Source organism: Deltaproteobacteria bacterium (assembly GCA_026712905.1).
In the GTDB taxonomy this organism is placed as follows: domain Bacteria; phylum Desulfobacterota; class Binatia; order UBA9968; family JAJDTQ01; genus JAJDTQ01.
On record JAPOPM010000211.1, the window covers coordinates 23,537 to 45,084 of the forward strand.

General features: G+C 67.8%; 14 protein-coding genes. 11 read left to right on the forward strand and 3 right to left on the reverse strand.

Annotation, left to right across the window (positions count from 1 at the left end; all coding sequences use genetic code 11):
* Nucleotides 1-21 precede the first annotated feature (21 nt).
* A complete protein-coding gene (locus OXF11_17445) occupies nt 22-1,380 on the forward strand; it encodes an amidase (GenBank protein ID MCY4488884.1) in 1,359 nt (452 codons plus the stop codon).
* A 58-nt stretch (nt 1,381-1,438) separates the two neighbouring features.
* Entirely contained in the window at nt 1,439-3,139 is a 1,701-nt protein-coding gene (locus tag OXF11_17450; protein MCY4488885.1) for an NAD-binding protein, read from the forward strand.
* 6 nt (nt 3,140-3,145) lie between these two features.
* Here the strand turns inward: OXF11_17450 and OXF11_17455 are convergent, their stop codons facing one another.
* Both OXF11_17455 and OXF11_17460 read right to left on the reverse strand, forming a co-directional pair.
* Entirely contained in the window at nt 3,146-4,975 is a 1,830-nt protein-coding gene (locus OXF11_17455; GenBank protein MCY4488886.1) for a response regulator, read from the reverse strand.
* Nucleotides 4,976-5,291: 316 nt separating this feature from the next.
* A complete protein-coding gene (locus OXF11_17460) occupies nt 5,292-6,851 on the reverse strand; it encodes a response regulator (GenBank protein ID MCY4488887.1) in 1,560 nt (519 codons plus the stop codon).
* Between the two features lie 376 nt (nt 6,852-7,227).
* Between OXF11_17460 and OXF11_17465 the strand changes: the two genes are divergently transcribed.
* Nucleotides 7,228-9,315 carry a hypothetical protein gene (locus tag OXF11_17465; protein ID MCY4488888.1) on the forward strand — a complete coding sequence of 696 codons (2,088 nt, stop codon included), beginning with the start codon at nt 7,228-7,230 and terminating at the stop codon, nt 9,313-9,315.
* Nucleotides 9,316-10,011: 696 nt separating this feature from the next.
* A complete protein-coding gene (bamD, locus tag OXF11_17470) occupies nt 10,012-11,496 on the forward strand; it encodes an outer membrane protein assembly factor BamD (GenBank protein MCY4488889.1) in 1,485 nt (494 codons plus the stop codon).
* A gap of 15 nt (nt 11,497-11,511) precedes the next feature.
* On the opposite strand, the gene OXF11_17475 is transcribed toward bamD, so the two are convergent.
* Nucleotides 11,512-12,801: a TolC family protein gene (locus OXF11_17475; protein ID MCY4488890.1), complete on the reverse strand. Its 1,290-nt coding sequence runs from the start codon at nt 12,799-12,801 to the stop codon at nt 11,512-11,514.
* 254 nt (nt 12,802-13,055) lie between these two features.
* Here OXF11_17475 and OXF11_17480 point away from each other — a divergent pair, with 254 nt between their 5' ends.
* The 7 genes from OXF11_17480 to recA all read left to right on the forward strand — a co-directional run bounded on the left by OXF11_17480 (nt 13,056) and on the right by recA (nt 21,524).
* Nucleotides 13,056-13,832, forward strand: coding sequence for an SDR family NAD(P)-dependent oxidoreductase (locus tag OXF11_17480; protein ID MCY4488891.1), 777 nt, complete (start codon nt 13,056-13,058; stop codon nt 13,830-13,832).
* Nucleotides 13,829-14,662 (forward strand): enoyl-CoA hydratase family protein, encoded by an 834-nt coding sequence (locus OXF11_17485; GenBank protein MCY4488892.1) that lies wholly within the window; start codon nt 13,829-13,831, stop codon nt 14,660-14,662. Before OXF11_17480 ends, OXF11_17485 begins: the two co-directional genes overlap by 4 nt.
* A gap of 2 nt (nt 14,663-14,664) precedes the next feature.
* Nucleotides 14,665-15,810, forward strand: a complete 1,146-nt coding sequence (locus tag OXF11_17490; protein MCY4488893.1) for an acyl-CoA dehydrogenase family protein — start codon at nt 14,665-14,667, stop codon at nt 15,808-15,810.
* 35 nt (nt 15,811-15,845) lie between these two features.
* On the forward strand, nt 15,846-17,006 hold the full coding sequence (locus OXF11_17495; GenBank protein MCY4488894.1) for an acyl-CoA dehydrogenase family protein: 1,161 nt from the start codon (nt 15,846-15,848) through the stop codon (nt 17,004-17,006).
* 177 nt (nt 17,007-17,183) lie between these two features.
* A complete protein-coding gene (locus OXF11_17500; protein ID MCY4488895.1) occupies nt 17,184-19,823 on the forward strand; it encodes a peptidoglycan DD-metalloendopeptidase family protein in 2,640 nt (879 codons plus the stop codon).
* Nucleotides 19,820-20,467: an RNA 2',3'-cyclic phosphodiesterase gene (thpR, locus tag OXF11_17505; GenBank protein MCY4488896.1), complete on the forward strand. Its 648-nt coding sequence runs from the start codon at nt 19,820-19,822 to the stop codon at nt 20,465-20,467. Before OXF11_17500 ends, thpR begins: the two co-directional genes overlap by 4 nt.
* A 31-nt stretch (nt 20,468-20,498) precedes the next feature.
* Complete coding sequence (gene recA, locus OXF11_17510) at nt 20,499-21,524, forward strand: recombinase RecA (protein MCY4488897.1); 1,026 nt, start codon at nt 20,499-20,501, stop codon at nt 21,522-21,524.
* Nucleotides 21,525-21,548: the final 24 nt, after the last annotated feature.

Consider the following 21,548-nt stretch of genomic DNA (forward strand, 5'->3'; position numbering starts at 1 on the left):
GCGCAACCCCGAAAGGAGCCCATGGCTGGACGGAAAGTTCCCTACGACCCCGCGACCGCGAAGCTCTTGTGCTACGCGTCCGCGGTCCCTTCCTTTCTCGACGGCGGCGACACCCCGCGGGCGTATCTCGAGCGCTGCCTGGAGACCATCGACGCGCTGGAGCCGGAAGTCAAAGCCTTCGTGCGGATGAACGTGGACGGCGCCCGCAAGGCGGCCGACGCCGCCGGCGCGCGCTACAAGGACGGACGGCCGCTCTCGGTAGTGGACGGCATGCCCCTGGCCATCAAGGACGTCCACGAAACCGAGGACATGCCCATGGAAGTGGGCAGCCCGGTGCTCAAGGACTTCCACACCGGCTGGGACGGCGCCGCGGTCCACGCCCTGCGCAAGGGCGGCGCGCTCATCCTGGGCAAGACGGTAACCACCGAGTTCGCCTTTGCCGCCCCCGGACCCACCCGCAACCCGTGGGACGTGTCGCGCACGCCCGGGGGCTCCTCCAGCGGCAGCGCCGCCGCGGTGGGCGCGGGCATGGTGCCGGCGGCCACCGGCACCCAGGTGCGCGGCTCGGTGCTGCGGCCGGCGGCCTACTGCGGCACCTACGCCATCAAGGCCTCCTACGGCGCCATCAACACCCTGGGGGGATTCCCGTCGGCCCCAAGCCTGGCCCATCTGGGGATTCTCGCGGGCACCCTGGAGGACATGTGGGGCACGGCCTGGTACATCTCCCACGGCGCCGGCGGCGACCCGGGCCATCCGAGTCTCAACGGCGAGCCCACGCTGCCGCCCGCGCGCAAGCCCGGGCGGGTTGTCCGGCTGGAAAGCGCCGGATGGGACGTCACCGCGGACGACACCCGGGCGGTCTTCGAAGGTTACGTGGAGACGTTGCGGTCCAGGGGCGTGGCGGTGGCGGGCCGGGCCGAGGACCCCGACGTGGAGGCGCTGGAGCGGAAGCTCCGGGAACTGCCCGAGGTGATCCTGCTCATGCTCACCTATGAAGGGCGCTACCCGCTGGCGCTCTACGCCGACCGCTGCCCCGAGCTCTTGAGCGAGCGCGTACGGGAGCGGGTGGAGGCGGGCCGGAGCCTCACACCCGCGGACTATGCGCGGGCGCTGGACTGGTGCCATGCCTTCCGCCGGCAATGGGAAGCCATGGCGCGCGGCACCGACGCGTTCATCACGCTGAACTCGGTGGACGCCGCGCCCGTGGGCATGCCGGTGGGCAACTCCATCTACGGCGAGCTCTCGTCGGTGGTGGGCGTTCCCACCCTGAACCTGCCGCTGCTGGCGCTCGACGAAATGCCGCTGGGCGTTCAATTGCTCGGTTACTTTCGCAAGGATTCGGAGCTCGTGGGCATCGGACGCTGGCTGGCGGAGAGCTGACCCGGGCCGACCCTGTCGTGGTCCCCAAAAGAGGTCCTGAAGCACTTACGGTCTTGTCGTGAAAGTCCTCGTCAGCCTGCTCGTCTCCTTCATGGAGCATCCGGAAACCCGGCGCAACCTCGGGGTGCTGCTCAAGTTCGTCGGCATCCTCGTGGGCATCATCACCGTCTATTCCGTCCTCTTCCACGTCATCATGGTCGGCGTGGAAGGCAAGGACCACTCCTGGGTCACGGGGTTCTACTGGGCCCTGACGGTCATGAGCACGCTGGGGTTCGGCGACATCGTCTTCGACAGCGACCTGGGAAGGATCTTCAGCATCCTCGTCCTCCTGTCGGGCATCATCCTGTTGCTCATCCTGCTGCCCTTCACCCTGATCCGTTCGTTCTACGGGCCGTGGCTGGAATCCCAGATACGCGGCCGCGCGCCCCGCCAAGTGCCGGATGACCTCGCGGACCACGTCATCATCTGCGGTTACGACGCGCTGGCGACGGGCCTGATCGAGCGGCTGGCCCTTTACGACATCCCCTACCGCGTCATCGAGCCGGACCCCGCGGAGGCCGCCCGCAAGCACCGCGAGGGGCTCTCGGTCATCGCCGGCGACGTGGACAGCCGGCAGACCTACGTCAACATGCGGGCGTCACGCGCGCGTCTCATCCTCGCCAACCTCGGCGACGCGGTGAACACCAACATCACCATCACGGCGCGCGACATGGCCCCAAACGTCCCCATCATCGCCACCGCCGAGACCGAGGACGCCATCGACGTGCTGGAACTGAGCGGCTGCACCCATGTGCTGCCGCTGCACCAGCAACTCGCGGAACGGCTCGCCAACCGCGTCAACGCCGGCCATGCCGAGGTGCACGTCATCGGCGGCATCCGCGACCTGCGAATCGCCGAGTTCGCCGTGCACAACACGCCGTTCGCCGGCCGCACCATTCGCGAGACGCAAATCCGCGAAGCCACCGGCCTGGAGGTCGTCAGCGTGTGGGATCGCGGCAAGCTCCTGCCCGCCCGGCCCGACACGTACCTCTCCCATTCCAGCCTGCTGATGGTGGCGGGCACCGAGCAGCAGATCCTGGAACTCAACCTGCTGCTGGTGATCTACGACATCAACTACAACCCGGTGCTCGTCATCGGCGGCGGCAAGGTGGGGCGGGCCACGGCCCGGGCGCTGCGGCGCAAGGAAGTGGACGTGCATCTCATCGAGCGCAACGAGGCCCTGCGGGCGCGCATCGGCGAGATTCCCAGCCGGCTCTTCCTCGGCGAGGCCGCGGACCGGGACCTGATCATGGAGGCGGGTCTCAGCAACACCCCCGCGGTGGTGCTGTCCGGCAGCGACGACGCCATGAACATCTACCTGGCGGTCTACTGCCGCCGGCTCAACCCCGAGGTCCTCATCCTGAGCCGCATCACCCACTCGCGGAACCTCGAAGCCATCTACCGCGCCGGCGCCGACTTCGCCCTCAGCTACACCTCCCAGGGTGTCGAGGACATCTTCGCTCAACTCCACGGCCAGGAACTGCTGGTCATCGGCGAAGGCGTGGAGCTGTTCGTGGTGCCCGCGCCGTCCTCCCTCGTGGGCCGCGACCTCGGCGGCTGCGCCGTCTCCGAGCGCACCGGCCTCACCGTCGTCGGCATCCAGCAGAACGGTCTCGTCGTCACCAACCCGCCGCCCTCCACGTCCCTGCACAAGGGGAGCGAGCTGATCATGCTCGGCAGCACCGAGCAGCGGCAGGCCTTTGCGGACAGTTTCGGGTGAGGGGCGTCAGGCGTCCGCGCGCGCCGGCCGCGCCATGCGGTAGCCGACGCCGCGTTCGTTGAAGATGTAGGTGGGCCGCGCGGCATTGTCGCCGAGCTTGCGGCGGAGCTTCTTGACGAAGGTGCGCACGAGTTCCGGGTCGCCCGAATCCTCCCCGCGCCACACCTGGCGGATGAGAGCCTCGTACGTCGATACCCGTCCCGCGTTGGCCGAGAGCACGCGCAGCATGTCGTACTCCGTGGCGGTGAGGCGCACGGGGCGGCCGCCCAGCGTCACCCGCCGCTGTTCGTAATGGATGGCGAGATCCTCCAGCACGAAGGGTTCGGGTTCCATGTGCCTGCGCAAAGCCGCCCGCACCCGCGCGGTCAGTTCCGTGGGCGAGAAGGGCTTGACGATGTAGTCCGCGGCGCCGGCCTCGAGCGCCCTTGCGATGGTCTCGTCGCGGCCGTAGCCGGAGATGAAGATGACCGGCACATCGGCGAGTTCGGGGACGCTTTCCATCAACTCGATGCCGTCGGCCCCGGGCAGGATCAGGTCCAGGAGCACCAACCGGGGCCGTTCCGTCCCGATGATGCGGGACAACTCCCGATGGTCGGCGGTGACGAGGGGGGAATAGCCCGCGTTGGCGAGGACGTCCTTGACGTAGCGGAGCACGTGCGGGTCGTCGTCCACCACGAGCACGGGCGTCGGCTCGCGTTCCCGAGGGGGGCGGGAACGGCTCCGGGGAGGCCCCGCGGGCTCCCCTTCGGCCACCGGCAGCGTGAAGGTGAAGCGCGCGCCCTGGCCCGGGCCGCCGCTCGCCGCCCATATACGGCCTCCGTGGGCCTCCACCAGCCCCTTGCAGATGACCAGCCCGAGCCCCTCCCCGTTGCCCCCGCCCGGGTGCTTCTGGAACAGCCGCGGCAGCAACTCCGGCGGCACGCCGCGCCCTTCGTCCGACACCGAGATGGCCACGTGCGTCCCGTCCCGCGCCGCCGCCACCCGGATCGGCGACGACACCGGCGCGCGCCGCGCCGCGTTGGCCAACAGGTTGTGCAGCACCTGCACGACGCGCCGCCGGTCGGCCATCATCCGCGGCAGGTCCGGCGGCAGGTCGATGAGCACCGTGTGCCGGCTCCCGCCGCTCAGGAAGGTGTTCCGCGCCTGATCCACCAGGGCCCGCGCTTCCGACGGTTGCGCCGTCACCGACAGGGTCCCCGCGTCCATGCGCCCGGCATCCATCAGGTCGCTGATGAGCCCGCGCATGGTGTCCGCCTGCTCGTCGATGATGCGGAAGAACTGCAGCATCTCGGCCCGGTCCAGGTCCGCCGGCGCCTCCAGCACGGTGGCCGCCGAGCCCTTGATGGACGTCAGCGGCGCGCGCAGTCCGTGGCTCACCATGTCCAGGAACTCCGCCCGCAGCCGCTCCAAGTCCTCCAGCGGCGTCAGGTCCTGCAGCGTCACCACCACCGACTCCAACTCTTCGCCCGCGGAACGGATCGGCGTGGCGTTGACCAGCGTCTTCACGCTGCGGCCGTCGGGGGCCAGCAGCAGGACCTCCTCGGCGCGTAGCGGCTCCGCCCTCCCCAGTTCGTCCAGCGCCGCTTCGCGCCCGTCCGCGCGCCGGCACCGCACCGCCTCCAGCACCTGCGCCGCCGAGCGCCCCGGCGCGCGCAGCCCTTCGACGATCCGCTTCGCCTCCGGATTGAGCGACACCGGCTCTCCGCGGCGCGCATCGAACACAACCACGCCCACCGGTGACGTATCCATCAGCGCCTCGACGATCGCCGCGCTCGGCGGCGCGGGACAGTCGCGCGCTGCCCCTTTCTCGGGCTTGAATTCACCGGGATGTTCCAACGCTCTACCCTTCGGGCTCTCCGGGAAATCGGGGCGCCTCACCGGGACCGCCTCCCTGTCCATCGCGGCCCGCCGGAGACGGCCGGACGCGCCGCGCGGCCCCTTCGGGCGGCGGTGTCGAGGATGGCAGGCCCGATTTTCGGTATAGCGCATCGTTATCGAAGTTGCCATGTTTTTATAGCAACTTGACGAATATACGCGTTCCGGCAAGCCGGTTCGGGAACAAAGGGGCAGGTAGGGGTAGACCGGAGAAGACAGCGGCACGACAACGGCGCGCGGGCCGTCGCCCGGACCGGGAGGATACCTGGGCGTGCCCTTACAGGTCGCCGGGTTTCGCCATGCGGTAGCCGACGGCGCGTTCGGTGAAGATGTAGGCGGGCCGCGCCGCGTCATCGCCGAGCTTGCGGCGGAGCTTCTTGACGAAGGTGCGCACGAGCTCGGGGTCGCCCGAGTCCTGTCCGCGCCACACCTGGCGGATGAGGGCGTCGTACGTCGATACCCGCCCGGCGTTGAGCGAGAGCACGCGCAGCAGCTCGTACTCGGTGGCGGTGACCTGCACGGGGCGGCCGCCCACGGTCACCCGCCGCTGTTCGTAGTGGATGGCGAGGTCTCCCAGCACGAACGGTTCCGGCACGGCGCGCTTGCGCAGGGCCGCGCGGATCCTCGCGGTCAGCTCCGTGGGTGAGAAGGGCTTGACGATGTAGTCCGCGGCGCCGGCCTCCAGCGCCTTCGCGATGGTCTCGTCCCGGCCGTAGGCGGAGATGAAGATCACCGGCAGGTCGGCCAGCTCGGGGATGCTCTCCATCAACTCGATGCCGTCGGCCGCGGGCAGCACCAGGTCGAGCAGCACCAGCTCGGGTCGCTCCGCCCTGATGAGGCGCGGCAGCTCCCGGTGATCGCCGGTCACGAGGGGAGCGTAGTTGGCGGCCGTGAGGGCCTCGCGAAGGTGCCTTAGCGTCTGCGGGTCGTCGTCCACCACCAGGATCGGCGTGAGCTCGCGCCGCTCCCCGGACGGACGGGACCGATCCCGGGCGCCGCCCGCCTCGGCCTCGCCGGCCACGGGGATGGTGAACGTGAACCGGGTGCCCTGGCCCACACCGCCGCTCTCCGCCCAAATCCGGCCACCGTGGGCCTCCACCAGCCCCTTGCAGATGGCCAGCCCCAACCGCAGGCCCGACCCTCCGGACTCCGACTCTCCGTTGCCCCCGTCCCACCCCGCGTGCTTGTGGAACAGCAGCGGCAGCGACTCCGCCGCCACCCCCCGCCCTTCGTCCGAGACCGAGAGCGCCACGTGCATCCCGTCCCGCGCCGCCGCCACCCGGATGGGCGACGACCCCGGCGAGTACCGCGCCGCGTTGGCGAGCAGGTTGTTCAGCACCTGCACCATGCGCTGCCGGTCCGCCATCACCCGCGGCAGGTCCGGCGGCAGGTCGATGAGCAGCGCGTGCGCGCCGCCGCCGCTCAGGAACGTACTCCGCGCCTGGTCCACCAGCGCCGCCACCTCCGACGGCTCCGCCGCCACCGGCAGGGTGCCGGCGTCGATGCGCCCCGCGTCCAGAAGATCGCGGATCAGGCCGCGCATGTGGTCCGCCTGCTCGTCGATGATCCGAAAGAACTGGAGCATCTCGGCCGGGTCCAGGTCCGAGGGCGCCCCCAGCACCGTCGCCGTCGAACCCTTGATGGACGCCAGCGGCGCGCGCAGCTCGTGGTTCAACATTCCCAGGAACTCCGCGCGAGCCCGTTCCGGCCCCTCCAGCGGCATCAGGTCCCGCGGCGACACCCCCACCGCCTCCACCTCTCCGTCCTCGGTCCGGATCGGCGTGGCGTTGACCATCGTCTTCGTCTTCCCTGCCTTGTCCGCGCCGCGATGTTTCAATGTCTCGGTCCTCCGAACCCGCCGGAAACCTTGAAATAACCTCGCCGGTCCGGGAGCGCCCGCCGGCGCGCCGGGGACGCCTGTCCCGACAACCCCTGCACCAGTCCTTGAATGTGGAAATATACCGCAATAGTCACGATAAAACCACCTTTAAAACCCTATAGTTCACGTAAAATACACTGATGATGTCTATAATGTCGCAGAATTAGTGGGTGGAGTGCGATCTGCAGAATCGGAAGGGAGGCGAACCACAGTGCCTGGGAACAGATTCGGAAACGGGTGAGGCATGGAACCGCAAAAATCAAGAGTGGCGACAACTCATGCAGGAAAGGAGTTCACAATGAACGGAGTGCGTAAGGATAGCGGAGTAATCCGGTTGCTGATCGCGGCAGCCCTTGTGCTGTTCATGGCCGCATGCAGCAGCAACAGCGGCATCAAGAGTGAGCGGGACGATTACAAGACGATGGCGGAGGACTTGCAGGGGCAGGTTGATAGTCTGACCGAGATGCTGAGCACCGCGCGGGGTCAGATCGCCACGTTAGAGGGCGACAAGTCCGCGCTGGTGACGCAGGTCGACGACCTGACAGGGATGAGGGACCATCTTCAGGGGCAGTTGGATCAACTGTTGGCTAACGGTCGCCCGGAAGATACGCAGGAGATCGCGGATCTGACGGCCCAGATCGGCGGCCTGAACACACAGATCGACGGTCTCAATGCTGAGATCGGCGGCCTGAACACACAGATCGACGGTCTCAATGGTCAGATTGTGGACTTGACCTCGCAGGTCGGCAACCTCAATGGCCAAGTCACGAGCATGACCACACAGATCGAGGGCCTCAATGGTCAAGTGGCGAGCCTGAACGCAGAGGTCCTCAACCTCAATGGGCAAATCACGGCCTTGAACGGAATGATCGACGGCCTCGACGGTCAGATCACCGAGCTGACAGGGATGAGGGATGCTTATAAGGCGCAGGCCGAAGAGCTGCTGGCCAACGGTCGTCCCGAGGACGGGCAGACGATCCAGGGTCTGAATGACCAGATCACTGGATTGAACACCCAGATCATGACTCTCGGCGGACAGGTCACCGACTTGACTGGTCAGGTCGGCACTCTGACGACGGAGAGGGACGGCCTGACGACGGAGAGGGACGGCCTCCAGACCCAACTTGATGCGGCCAATCTGGAACTAGACGGCGACGGCACCGACGCGAATCCGGGTCTGCGCCAGCAAGTCGCGGATCTCCAGACAGAGCTCGAGATGCTGAAGGAGGAGCAGCGAGACACCGAGGCGGATAGGATGAGAGCACAGCGGATGTCCGACGAAGAGAAGCTCCGCGCGGCAATGTTGTTGAACAGGGCCGACACCCCCAGCACGACCGATCCCGTCGACGTCACGAACGTTAACCGGGACTTGGGGACAACCGCTAACAACGCCGTAATGATCGAACGCGATGCGGCTGGCGAGGTAACGGTCGAGACCGACAGCTACGAGGACACAACCGGTCAGGCCGGCACCAGCGATTGGACGCCGGTCATGCTGACCGAAGGGCGAAACACCGTAGTGCTGTACACCGACATCGACGCCCCCGCCGACAGGAAGTTCAACGACGTGTATCTCCTGGCGGTCCGGGGCGATATCCTGAACGACGCGGCCCGTCTGAGAAAGGCTAGCTCGAGCAGCTTCCCGACCGGTGTAAGTCAGACCGTGGAGTTTGGTGGTACCAGCGGCAATGACGCCAATTTCTCGGGTAGCTTCGATGGTGTCGACGGCACCTATGAATGTATCGACGCCGGTGGCTGTGAGCTCACGACCGACGCAGAGGGTGACTTGGCTATATCCGATATGTGGCGCTTCACGCCCAATTCCAATCTGGCGACCGTCAAGGTCCCCGATACCAGCTACGTGTATTTTGGCTGGTGGCTCACCAAGCCCAGGGACGAAGACGACCCTTGGGACGTTGAGGTGTTCATCAACTCGACCGAAAACCACGCGGCGACCGTCGCCACCGCCTTGGAAGGCTCGGCGACCTACTCCGGCACCGCGGCCGGGAAATTCGTGACGAAGACGTTCTCCGCGGGCGTCCACTCGGACTCTTCGGCGGGGCATTTCACGGCAAACGCCACGCTGACCGCTGATTTCGACGACGCCGCCGCGGCGGGCAGCATTGAAGGAAGCATCTCGGGCTTCACCCTGAACGACACGGATTCCGTCCCTTGGGTGGTTACTCTGGAGGAGGCCGACCTGTCGGATGGAGCGTCCAACTTCAGTGGTACGACCGAGATCAACTTCGGCGGAGGCAAAACAAGCAGCGACCCCGGCACTTGGGTCGGCTCGTTCTTCGACGCGGAGACTCGGGCGACCATCGACGCGGAAGACAGGTTCCCGAAAGCCGTTGCCGGGAAGTTCGATGCAGTGACCCCTGGCGGGGCAGTGCTGGGAGCTTTCGGAGCGTCGCAGCGGTAGTTCTTAACGCACCCGAGTGCGCCAGGGAGTCCTCACCTTGGTTTTTTTACCGTTTACCAAGGTCAGGGCCGGGGTCCTTTAACATTCCCGCTCCGGCTCCCCTGGCGCACTCGGGCTTCACCTTCATCCAGACTTAGAGCCGGGGTCCAAGTACTTCCCGCTCCGGCTCCTCTGGCGCAACCCCGGCCCTTGCCTTCCGAGGCTCGGGCCGGGGTTTTTTTCCCGCTCCGGCTCCTCTGGCGCGCCGCTGCTTCCCACCGTCGATGGGTCACAACCGGCGGTTAGGGATTCCCATAGCACCTAACCCGTTTCTTGACAATCAATAATTTCAGCAAATGCAAACACCGCCGCCCGCGGCGAGCATGCGACAGGATCGTCCCGCGGCATGCAAACCGGGTCATTTTCGCGCTCCGTTTCATCAATTCCGGGAGGCAGGCTGTGTGGTGGGACACTACACAGGCGTTTCTCCGCCGCGCCACCCCTGGATTCCCGCTTCCGCGGGAAAGACGACTCGGGGGTTGGTGCCAATTCGGGGGTTGGTGCCAATTCTTGTCCGGGCGACGTTTTGACACAGCCTACGTTTTGACACAGCCTGTTTCGCGGGCACGACGATCCGGCAGTGGGGAAGGCACGCATGTCTTGAGGCCACTCCGGGGCCATGATAGGCTTTTTCATCAACTAGCCGAGGGCACTCAAATGCAAGCACGGTACCATCTGAACTTCGCGCTGGCCGCGCTTCTGGGGGCGTTGGCCCTGAGCGGCTGCGCCTCGCCCACGGGGGAGCCCTCGAGGATCCCGAAGCTGACGGACCTTACCGGCGCGGTCGGCGACCTGTTCCGCTCCGATCCCAAGTCCAAAGCCACTCCCACCGCCGAAGCCCTCTACAAGGACGGCACCGACTACTTCGAGAGGGGGCGGTACGCGCGCTCCATCTCGTTTTTCCAGAGGCTCCGGGACGAGTATCCCTTCAGCAAGGAAGCCGAAGCCGCCGAGTTGAAGATCGCCGAGGCCTATTACAAGAACGAGGAATATGTGCAGGCCGAGGAGACGTACAACAACTACCTCACCTTTCAACCCACCGGGGCAAACGCCTCCTTCGTCAAGTACCAGCTTGGCCGGGTGAACCTGGAACAGTTCACCGGAGTCGACCGGGACCTTGACAAGGTCCGGGCGGCGAGACGCCACTTCGAATCCGTGATCCGCGACCATCCGGACTCCGAGCACGTTGCCGACTCGCGCGAGCGACTGGCGGAAACGCAGGTGCACCTGGCGGAGCGGGAACTCTACATCGGCAACTATTACGTGACGGACCAACGCTACCAGGCGGCACGGGAGCGCTTCGAGAAGGTCCTGAGCACCTATCCCGACACGCCCGCCGCCCCCAAGGCGCGGGCCGAACTCGCCAAGCTGCCGGCGGCCACGCGGGATGGCGCGGGGAACGCACCCTCGGCGAGTACCGCGACGCCGGCGCCCGCTGCCGAGGCAGGGGCCGCCGCCGCCGAACCGACGCGGTTCGTCACCAAGCAAGGCTATGACTACGAAGACGCGACAAGACGGAGTTGGTACAGCCGCCTGAACCCGTTCTCCTGGCGCCGTAGCGAGCCAGAAACCGAGGAACCGCCCGCGCCGCGAACCGGCACCGGGGAGCAGCAGGCCGCCGCCGAAGAGACGCCCGCGGCGGACGCCCCGCCGGCGGAGAAAAAGAAGAGGGGGTTCTTCAGCTTCCTCAATCCGTTCTCGTCCTCCGAAGAGCCGGAAGCGCCGGCCGCCACCGCACCGCCCACGAAGCCGGGTGCGCCCGAGGCGGCGTCCGCCAAGGCGGTGGTCAAGAGCGTCGATGAAACGTTGGGAAGCACGGGATCTTCGCCGGCCGGCGCGCCGAAGCCCCCGGTCGCCGACCTTCCGCCGGAGCAAGCGGGAACCGGGCCGGAGCTCACCGACCCGGCCGTGGTCCTGGGCGAGATCGATACCCGGCTCGGTGGCGCCACCCCGCCGGGCGACACCCCCCAGGCCCCGGCCGCCGATCCCGCGCTCTTCTCGGCCACAACGCCCAAGACGGACGAAAAGAAGCGCGAGCCCGAGAAACCCCGGTCCGGCCTGCTGGAGGGAATCGACCGCGAGCTCCAGCGTGAAGGCGTCGACAGCGGCGGGGAGCTTCCCCCGCCCCCGGCTTCTCCGTAAGACCGGCGCCGCGGGTTACGGACTGAAATCCGAGCTCCTGCCCAGGGCGCGTGCAAGACGCGCCTCGGCGACCTTGTGGTCATAGATGGACCGGATGTGGTCCGTCTGGGCACGGGTGTTGATGACCTGGGCTTCGGTGATCTCGATGATGGAGCCGACGCCCACCTGGTAACGCCCGTTGGCGAGATCGAGGTTCTCCTTGGCCGACCGCGTCTGCGCTTCGTTGGCCTTGATCCGCTCACTCGCTTCCACGAGATTCAGATAGCTTTCCTCCACCTCCAGGGCGATGCCCTGCCGCTGTGCCTGAAGCTGCGCCCTGATGACCGCGTAATCCCGCACGCTCCGCTCGATCTCGGGCCTGAGGGTAATGCCGCTGAACAGCGGAACTTCCAGGGTCACCGTCGAATTGATGACGTTCTCGTCATTATGCCATCGCCGCCCGTATTGCCCGTCCACGCGCACCCGCGGCATGCGCCCCCGCTTGACCACGTCGATGGCTTCCTGCTGCGCCCGCAGCCGGGACTGGAACTCCATGATCTCCGCGCGCGATTCCCGCGCGGCCTTCACCGCTTCCTCCAGCGTCATCGTGGGCCCCCGGACGTTGACGCCGGACGCCACCGGACGCTCCTCGAACTCGGTGACGCCCATGGCGCCCTTGAGCCGCGCCCACGCGATGCGCACGCCGTTCTGGGCCCCGATGAGCCCGGCCTGGGCGGCGAACAGGCTCGCCTCCGCGCGGGCGACGTCGATCTTGGGCCGCGTGCCCCCCTCGAAGACCCCGCGCGCCTGCCGCACAAGGGTCTCGCGGTCCTTGACCGTATCCTGCTCCACCCGCACCAGGGCTTCGGCCCGGAGGTAGTCGAAGAAGGCCCGGCGCACGCCGAACACCACGTCCTCCACCGAGGTCTTCTCTGAGAAACGGCGGGCCTCCAGCGTTTCCTCTTCCCGCCGGACGGTGCCCTCACGGCGGCCGAAGTCGCTCACGACCCAACCCACCTGGCCGCTCGTGTTGAAGAGATTCTTCTCCGCGTTGGGGCCCTCGACCCCCGCCCTGTTCTCGTAGGAGCCGCGCACCCCGGCCGTGGGGTAGAACGCGGCCTGCGCCCTCTGCAGCATCGCCTCCTGCACCTTGACCCGCTCGCTCGCGGCACGTATCCCCGGATGGTTCTTCCGGGCCAACTCCTCCGCTTGCCGCAGCGTGAGGACCTCCGGCTCCGATTGTTGACCCTGGGCCGCATGGGGCATCCCCAACAGCATCAATGCCCCTATCGCCAGCGCCGCGGCGCCATTCTTGCGGCATCGCATAACAACCTCCTTGTGGCGCGCCTCGGCGCGCAAGTGCTCCGACCCGCTTTCGTGCAAGCCCGTTCTATATCAGCCTCACCCCGATCAACAAGGGCCTTCGTCACCTCGGCCTCTCCAGCTTGAGTCACGCAAAACACGTACCGGTGAAAGGCCGCCGGCGCGGGCTCGAACCGCCGCCTCCACGAAGAGTCCACGACGTTGGTGTCCCGAGTGCGATGTCTGATAAATTCAACTCTTCATTCATTGGACTCTCATTGGATCCACTGGCGGACAAGACCGCGCTGGTCACGGGCGCCGGCAGCGGCATCGGCCGGAGCACAGCCCTGGCGCTGGCCCGGGAGGGTTGCCGCGTGGTGCTGGCCGGACGCAGACGGGAGCCCCTCGAACGGGTCGCCGCCGAGGTGGGCGCTTTCGGCCGCGCCGCTTTCCCGCTGGTCTGCGACGTGGGTTCCCGGACGGACGTCGAGGCCCTGAAACGGAGCGCGCGTCGCGCCGGGGTGGTGCAGGTCCTCGTGAACAGCGCGGGCATCGCGCCGGCGGCCGGCTTCCTGGAAATGGACGACGCGCTGCTGGAAGAGGTGATGCGCGTCAACTTCATGGGCACGTACTACTGCTGCAAACGGTTTCTGGAGCCGATGATCGCCGCCGGTTGGGGGCGGATCATCAACATCGCCTCGACCACCGCCAAGACCGGGTATCCCCACACGGCCGCCTACACCGCGTCCAAGCACGCGGTGCTGGGCCTCACCCGCGTGCTGGCCCTGGAAACGGCGCGGAAAGGCGTGACGGTCAACGCCATCTGTCCCGGCTATGCGGACACGCCGCTCACGCACGAGAACGCGCGCCTGATGGCCGCGCGCATCGGCGGCACCGCGCCCGCGGTGCTGGAGCGCTTCGCCGGGACCTCCCCGCAAGGGCGGCTGATCGGCGCGGGCGAGGTGGCGGACATGGCGGTCTTGCTGGCAAGCCCCGCCGGCGACGCCGTCACCGGACAGGCCATCGACGTGGACGGCGGCGCGGTCATGGCCTGAACGACGCGGAGAACAGGACGGACAGCATGGCATACGACAGTTTCGACTACGATCTCGACGGCGGCATTGCCACGGTCCGTCTCGACAATCCCGCGCAGCTCAACGCCCTGACCTTCCGCACCTACGAAGAGCTGGCGGAACTCACCGGTTCGCTGGCTGCCGACCGGCGGGTGCACGTGCTGGTGCTCACCGGAGCCGGCAAGGCCTTCTGCTCGGGCGGCAGCGTCGACGACATCATCGGCGAGCTGCTGAAGATGGACGCGGCCGGACTGTACCGCTTCACCCGGCTCACCTGCGAGGTCGTGGGCAACATGCGCCGCGTGGAGAAACCCATCATCGCGGCGGTCAACGGCGTGGCCGCCGGCGCCGGCGCGGCCCTGGCCCTGGCCAGCGACTTCCGCCTGCTGTCGGACCGGGCGAGCATGGCGTTCCTGTTCGTCAAGGTGGGCCTCGCCGGCTCGGACATGGGCGCCATCCACCTGCTGCCGCGCATCGTGGGCCTGGGGCGGGCCATGGAGCTGCTTTCCCTGGGCGACCGCATCGACGCGGCGGAGGCCCACCGGATCGGCCTGGCCAACAAGGTGGTGCCCCACGACGACCTCATGCCCGAAGCCCTGCGCCTGGCCCGGCGGCTGCGGGACGGGCCGCGCTACGCCATCGGGGTGACCAAGAAGCTGCTGGACCTGGAGGCGGGCATGGATGTCGAGGCGGCCCTGGAGATGGAAGCCACGACCCAGGCCCACTGCATGCAGACGGCCGACTTCCACGAGGGCTTTCGCGCGTTCATGGCGCGGGAGACGCCGCGTTTCAATCAGGGAGGCGAGGAGTAGCGATGGGCGTGCAAGCGTGGCTGTCCGCGCCGCAGCTTCGGCTGCGCGGCGCGTTGGCCACATGGGTGGAGGCCGAGCTCGACGGGATCGACGCCGGCGCCGGCGACGAGGCCGCGCTCGCCGTGTTCCGCAAGCTCGCCGGCCGCGGACTCTTCCGCTACGTGGCGCCACGCGGGTTCGGGGGCGCGCGCCGGCGCGTCCAGGCGGGTGACCTGTGCGTCATCCGGGAAGTGCTGGCGGGCGTGTCCCCGCTGGCCGACACCCTGTTCGCGGTGCAGGCGCTGGCGGCGTATCCGCTGGCGGCGGCGGGGACTCCCGCTCAGCGGCGGGCGTATCTGCCGCGGCTGGCGGCGGGCACCGACGTCGGCGCCTTCGCGCTCACCGAGCCGGACGCGGGCTCGGACCCGGCCTCCGTCCGGTTGCGAGCGCGCAAGCGCGGCGCGGACTACGTCCTCGACGGCGTCAAGAGCCTCATCTCCAATGCCGGCCTGGCGCGACTCTACATCGTATTCGGCAGCACCCATCCGGCGCGCAAGGGCAAGGGGCTCAGCGCGTTCGTGGTGGAGGCCGGCAGCGCGGGAGTGGCCGTGACCGAGCGCCTCGCCCTGGTCTCGCCCCACCCCATCGGCACCGTGACCTTCGCCGGCTGCCGCGTTCCCGAAAGCCAGCTCCTCGGCGCGCCCGGCAAGGGCCTCGAGATCGCCCTGGCGACCCTGGAGGCGCTTCGTTGCAGCGTCGGCGCCGCCGCCTGCGGCATGGCCGCCCGGGCGCTGGCGGAGGCGGTCCGCCACGCCCGCGAGCGGCGCCAGTTCGGCCGCCCGCTGGCGCGTTTCCAGGCCATCCGGTTCAAGATCGCGGACATGGCCACCGAGCTCGAGGCCGCGCGCTTGCTGGTCTACCGGGCGGCCCGTGCCCATGATCAAGGCGCCGCCGATGCGGCGCGGGCATCTTCCATGGCCAAGCTGTTCGCCACCGAGGCGGCCCAGCGCATCGTCGACGAATCGCTGCAGATCCACGGCGGCCGCGGCCTGGTGGAGGGCAGCATCATGGAACGGCTGTACCGCGACGTGCGCGCGCTGCGCATCTACGAAGGGACCTCGGAGATCCAGCGGCTGATCATTGCGCGGGAGGTGCTCGGGAGGGCATAATAAGGGGTTCGAGGGGTCGCCCCTCGGGAGGAACCATGGATTTCGATCTCTCGGAGGAACTGCTTGCGGTCAGGGAGTTGGGGCGCGATTTCGCGGACAGGGAGATCGCGCCCACCGCGGCCGCGGACGACCGCGACCACCGCTTCCGCCGGGACATCTTCGAGAAGATGGGACAGTTGGGGTTCTTCGGCTGCGTGGTTCCCGAGAGTTGCGGGGGCTCGGGCCTGGGCTATCTCGCCATGGTGCTTCTCACCGAGGAGATCGCGCGGGTGCACAGCTCGATGCGCGTGCACATCAACACCCAGCTCGCCCCCGCGGTGACGCTGGCCCGGTTCGGCACCGAGGAACAGCAGCGCCGCTGGGTGCCGGGTCTGGTGGAGGGATCGCGGGTGGGCTGTTTCGCCATCACCGAGCCCGATTCCGGCTCGGACGTTGCCGCCATGTCCACCCGGGCCAGGCGCACGGACGACGGCTACGTGCTCAGCGGCACCAAGACCTGGATCTCCAACGCGCCCATCGCCGACTGGGGGCTGGTCTACGCCGTGACGGATCGGGACGCGCGGCACCGCGGCCTTTCCGCCTTCATGGTGGAGCTGGACAGCGCCGGGGTCCGGCGCACGACCCTGGACAAGATGGGAGCGCTGGCCTCGCCCACCGGCACGCTGGAATTCGCCGACGTGCCGGTGCCGGCGGACCAGCGCGTCGGCGCCGAGGGCCAGGGCTTCGCCATGTGCATGTGGCAGCTCAACCAGACGCGCCTGAGCTGCGCCGCCGGCGCCCTCGGAGTGGCGCGCGCCGCGCGCGAGGCGGCGCTGGCCTATGCCAACCAGCGCCAGCAGTTCGGCCAGCCCATCGGCCGTTTCCAGATGATCCAGGACAGCCTCGCCCAGATCATCGTGGAGGAGGAGGCGGCGCGCTTGCTGGTGTACCGGGCGGCCCACCTGGCGGACCGCGGGCAGCCCAACAACCTGGAAGTGTCCATGGCCAAGTACGCCGCCGCCGAGGCCGCCGCGCACGCCGCCGACGGCGCTTTCAAGATCCTGGGCGCCTACGGATATTCGACGGAGTTTCCGGTGGAGCGCTACCTGCGGGACGCCAAGTCGTACCAGATCGTGGAAGGTTCCTCGAACATCCACAAGCTGATTATCGCCCAGGACGCCCTGGGTTACCGGAGGGCGAATCGTGCGCCGGATTAGGCACGCGAAAACCCGCTCGTGCGCTTGACGCCCCGGCGCTTTAAGACCTATTGTTTCCGTCTCCTGACAAGGTAATATTAGGACAGTGGCTTTCAAGTGATCGACCCCGTTTCCACCTCCGCTAACCCTCCTTCGTCGTCGGGTAAGCCCCGCATCGGGCGGTGGCGCCGGTACGCCTTGGCCATCGCCGCCGCAACGCTGGCCGCGGGCCTCGCGGCCCAGGCGGGCCGCACGCTCGTACTCGCTCAGCAAACGGCTCCGGACGCGACAACCCTCCGCGAACAACGCATCACCAAGCTCGCCGGCGCCAGCGACACCCTGCCAAGACTGTTGACGGACCTCGGCGTACCGGAGGCGGCCCGCTATCGCTGGCATTTCGCGGTGGCGAAGGAACTGGGCGTGAACAATGTTCTGAAGGAAGGGGACACGGTCCACTTCTACTTCACGTCCTCGTGGGGTTCGTCGGAACTCGGACGGTTGACCGCCCTGCGCATCGAGCGAGCCGGCCTGGGACGCGGGTCCTGGGACTACAAGGGCGGCGAGATCGCCTACCACAGAGAGAAGAAGCCGCGTCCGACGCTGGCCGCGCCCGAGCCGCCATCGCCGGACGAAAAGCCCCGCGAACAAGCCGGTGCACGAGCCTCGTCCGAGCCGAAGGCCGAACCGGCCCGTGCCCCGGCGGCGGCCGCGGCATCCACCGCCGGCGAGGATGCCGTGAAGCCGGTGACCCATGTGCTGCGCAAGGGCGAGACACTCGGCCGCGTGCTGCGGCGCCTCGGCGTTTCCCTGAAGACGCAGCAGCCCTGGATCGACGCCATCCGCAAGCAGTATTCGCTGAAACAGTTGTATCCGGGCCGCAAGATCGTTCTCTACTTCGTCGCCGCGGCTTCCGGCGATGGCGGCGGCCGGACCTTGCGCGCCTTGCAGATCGAATCGCGAGGCGGCGCCCTGCTGACGTGGCAATGGACCGACGGGCGCATCGTCTACCGCGGCAGGAATCACCAAGTGGTGCCCGGCGAGCTCGTGACGGCGCCCAAGCCCGCGGCCAAGGCCACGCCCACCACGACGCCCAAGCCGGTCGCCCAACCGGCCGCGTCCGAGCCAAGCGCACCCACGTCCCAACCGTCCGCGCCCATCCGGTCGTTCGAGCCCTTGGACAAGGTCACCCGCACCATCGGCCCGGGCCAGACTCTCGGGCGGATCTTCCGGCCTCTCGGGATTTCCGGCAAGGAAGCCGAAGAGTGGTTCGATGCCTTTGACCGGCAGTATCCCGTCACTCGCCTCAAGCCGGGTCAGCGGCTCCACCTGTATTTTGAGGCGGTGTCCGCGGAACGCCGGAGCGCCGGACTGAAGGCCATCGAGCTGGAGGTGAAGAAGGGGCGCAACCTGAGTTGGCAACGGGTCGGCAAAGCGATCCGCTTCACCAAGGGACGGTTACCGGAGCGCGGACAAGAAAGCCCGACGGGCGTGGGTTCCGTGGCCAACGGAACGACGCCCGCGCCACATGACGACGCCTTCCTGTCGGAATATGCACTGGCCCGGATCAAGCAGAGGAACGGCTTGCTGGAGTACATCCCGCCGTCGCAGGAGCAATCCAACGGCAACCACGCGCTGCCGTCGCTGGAAGACACCGAACAGGTGACGCACACACTGAGAAGGGGCGAACACCTGTGGGGCGTGCTGCGGCGCTATGAGGATGACAAGCGGGAACAGCGGCTGTGGCTCACCGGGCTGCGCCAGCACAAGGCCGTGCGCCGGTTGCGCACCGGCAGCGACATCAACCTCTACTTCGCGACGCCCGCCAACGGCAACGGCGCGCATGGGTCCAATGGAAACGGCAATCACACGTCCAACGGCAACGGGGCCGGGGCCGGACGGCTCCAGGCCCTCCAGATCGCGCTACGCTCCGACCTGCGCCTGACCTGGTACCGCGACGAAAAGGGCATCCGGTTCTACAAGGATGAAGTCCCCTACCAGCAGGAGGTGCGTTCCATCAGCGGGGTGATCCCCAACGGCTCGCTCTACCAACACGCCAAGAAGGCGGGCGCGGACATGACCGTCATCTCCCGCATGGTGGACATTCTCGGGTGGGACATCAACTTCCAGAGGGACCTTCAGCCGGGTGACAGCTACCGGGTGCTCTACCGAAGAAAGTACCGCCCCGGCCATCCCGAAGCCGATCGGGTCCAGGTACTTGCCGCGGAAGTCGTCAACGCGGGGCGCACGCACTCAGCCGTCTACTTCGAGGACGCGGACGGCGAGGGGCATTACTACGACGGCAAGGGGCGCTCGGTGTCGCGGTCCTTTCTACGTTACCCCGTCGAGTTCAGGCGCATCAGCTCGCGTTTCTCGCTGAGCCGCTTCCATCCCGTGCTCAAGGTGCGGCGGCCACACTACGGCGTGGACTTCGCCGCTCCGACGGGGACCCCCATAAGGGCCGCGGCGGACGGCCGCATCACGTACCGTGGCTGGAAGGGGGGCTACGGTCGTCTGGTGGAGATCAGCCACGGCGGCGCGATGAAGACGCGTTACGCGCACTTGAGGCGTTACGGACCCGGCATCCGTCGCGGCAGGTCCGTGCAACAAGGGCAGACCATCGGATACGTGGGTTGTTCCGGGCTATGCACCGGTCCGCACCTGCATTTCGAGATGTGGCAGGACGACCGGTACGTGGACCCGTTGCGCGCCAACATCCCCGTGGACCGCCAGCTCGACCCCTTGTTGCTGGAAATCTTCAAGGGCACCAAGCATCTCTTCTTCGACCGTTTGGAAAACGGACACAAACGTGCGACGGCGCCCGCGCCGCGACCTTCATGAGCACGGCGGCTAAAGAACTCTCTCCGCCCGCCGAAAAAGATAGTGTACGGACCTTGCGCGCTTTCGTTGGCGTCCCCGTCGGGGCTGCGGTCGTTCGGGCCTGGGCGACCGTGCGGGGCGGTTTCGAAGGCGCTGCGATTCGCTGGGTGCCCGACGAGAACCTGCACGTGACGCTGAAGTTCCTGGGCAACATTGAAGAGACCCGTGTTGCCGCCATCGGCTCGGCCTTGGGGGAGGCCCTGTCCGGCACCGAGGGGTTCGCGGCCACGGCGCGGGGCCTGGGGGTCTTCCCGGATGCCAACCGCCCACGCGTCCTGTGGATCGGGCTCGACGCGCCGCCTCTGACGGCGATGGCCCGCGGCGTGGAACGGGCGTTGGCGCCTTTCGGCGTCGAACAGCCGGCGACCCCGTTCCGGCCCCACGTGACCGTAGGACGTTGGCGCCGCCCCGCGCCGCGGGACCCGCGCCGGCGCCCGGCGCTGGCGCGCTGGCGGGACCACGAATTCGGGAAGTTCCCGGTGGACGAGGTGACGCTCTTCCGCAGCACGCTCCGGTCCGCCGGCGCGATCTATTCTCCGCTGGAGGTCTTCCCGTTGAAGCCCGGCGGGAACCCTTCGGCCAGGGAAGGCAGCCGGAACCACTAGACCAAGTTTCAGAACCCGATCGAGGAGAGCCATGGACGCGAACAAGGAAAAGGCCATCGAGCTGGCGGTGAGCCAAATCGAGAGACAGTTCGGCAAAGGTGCGATCATGAAGCTCGGGGAGGGCGTGCAGCCGCGCGACATCCCGACCATCTCCACCGGCTCCATCGGCCTGGACATCGCCCTGGGCGTCGGCGGCGTGCCGCGCGGCCGGGTGGTGGAGATCTACGGCCCCGAGTCTTCCGGCAAAACCACCCTGGCGCTGCACGTCCTCGCCGAGGCGCAACGGCAGGGGGGGATGGTCGCGTTCGTGGACGCCGAGCACGCTCTCGACCTGAGCTACGCGCAGAAGCTGGGCGTCAAGACCGACGAGTTGCTGATTTCGCAGCCCGACCACGGCGAGCAGGCCCTGGAGATCGCCGAGACCCTGGTGCGCAGCGGCGCCATCGACGTGCTGGTCGTCGACTCGGTGGCGGCGCTGGTGCCCCGCGCCGAGATCGAAGGCGAGATGGGCGATTCGCACATGGGCCTCCAGGCGCGCCTCATGTCCCAGGCCCTGCGCAAGCTCACCGGCACCATCTCCCGGTCCCACTCGGTGGTGGTCTTCATCAACCAGATCCGCATGAAGATCGGCGTCATGTTCGGCAACCCCGAAACCACCACCGGCGGCAACGCGCTCAAGTTCTACGCCTCGCTGCGCATGGAGATCCGCCGCACCGGCGCGCTCAAGGACGCGGACTCGGTCATCGGCGGACGCACGCGCGTGAAGGTGGTGAAGAACAAGATGGCGCCGCCTTTTCGCGAGGCCGAGTTCGACATCCTCTACGGCACCGGCATCTCCCGGGAAGGGGAACTCGTGGACATCGGCGCCGACATGGGCATCCTCGGCAAGAGCGGCGCCTGGTACTCGTTCGAGGGCGACCGCATCGGACAAGGCCGGGAAAACGTCAAGCAGTTCCTGCGCGAGCACACGGACATCGCCGAGCAGTTGGCCGAGCTGATACGCGCCAAGGCGGGACTCAAGCGCCCCGGGCAGGAGGCCGCCAACGGCGCCGAATGATCATGCGCCGCGCAGGCCCGGCGC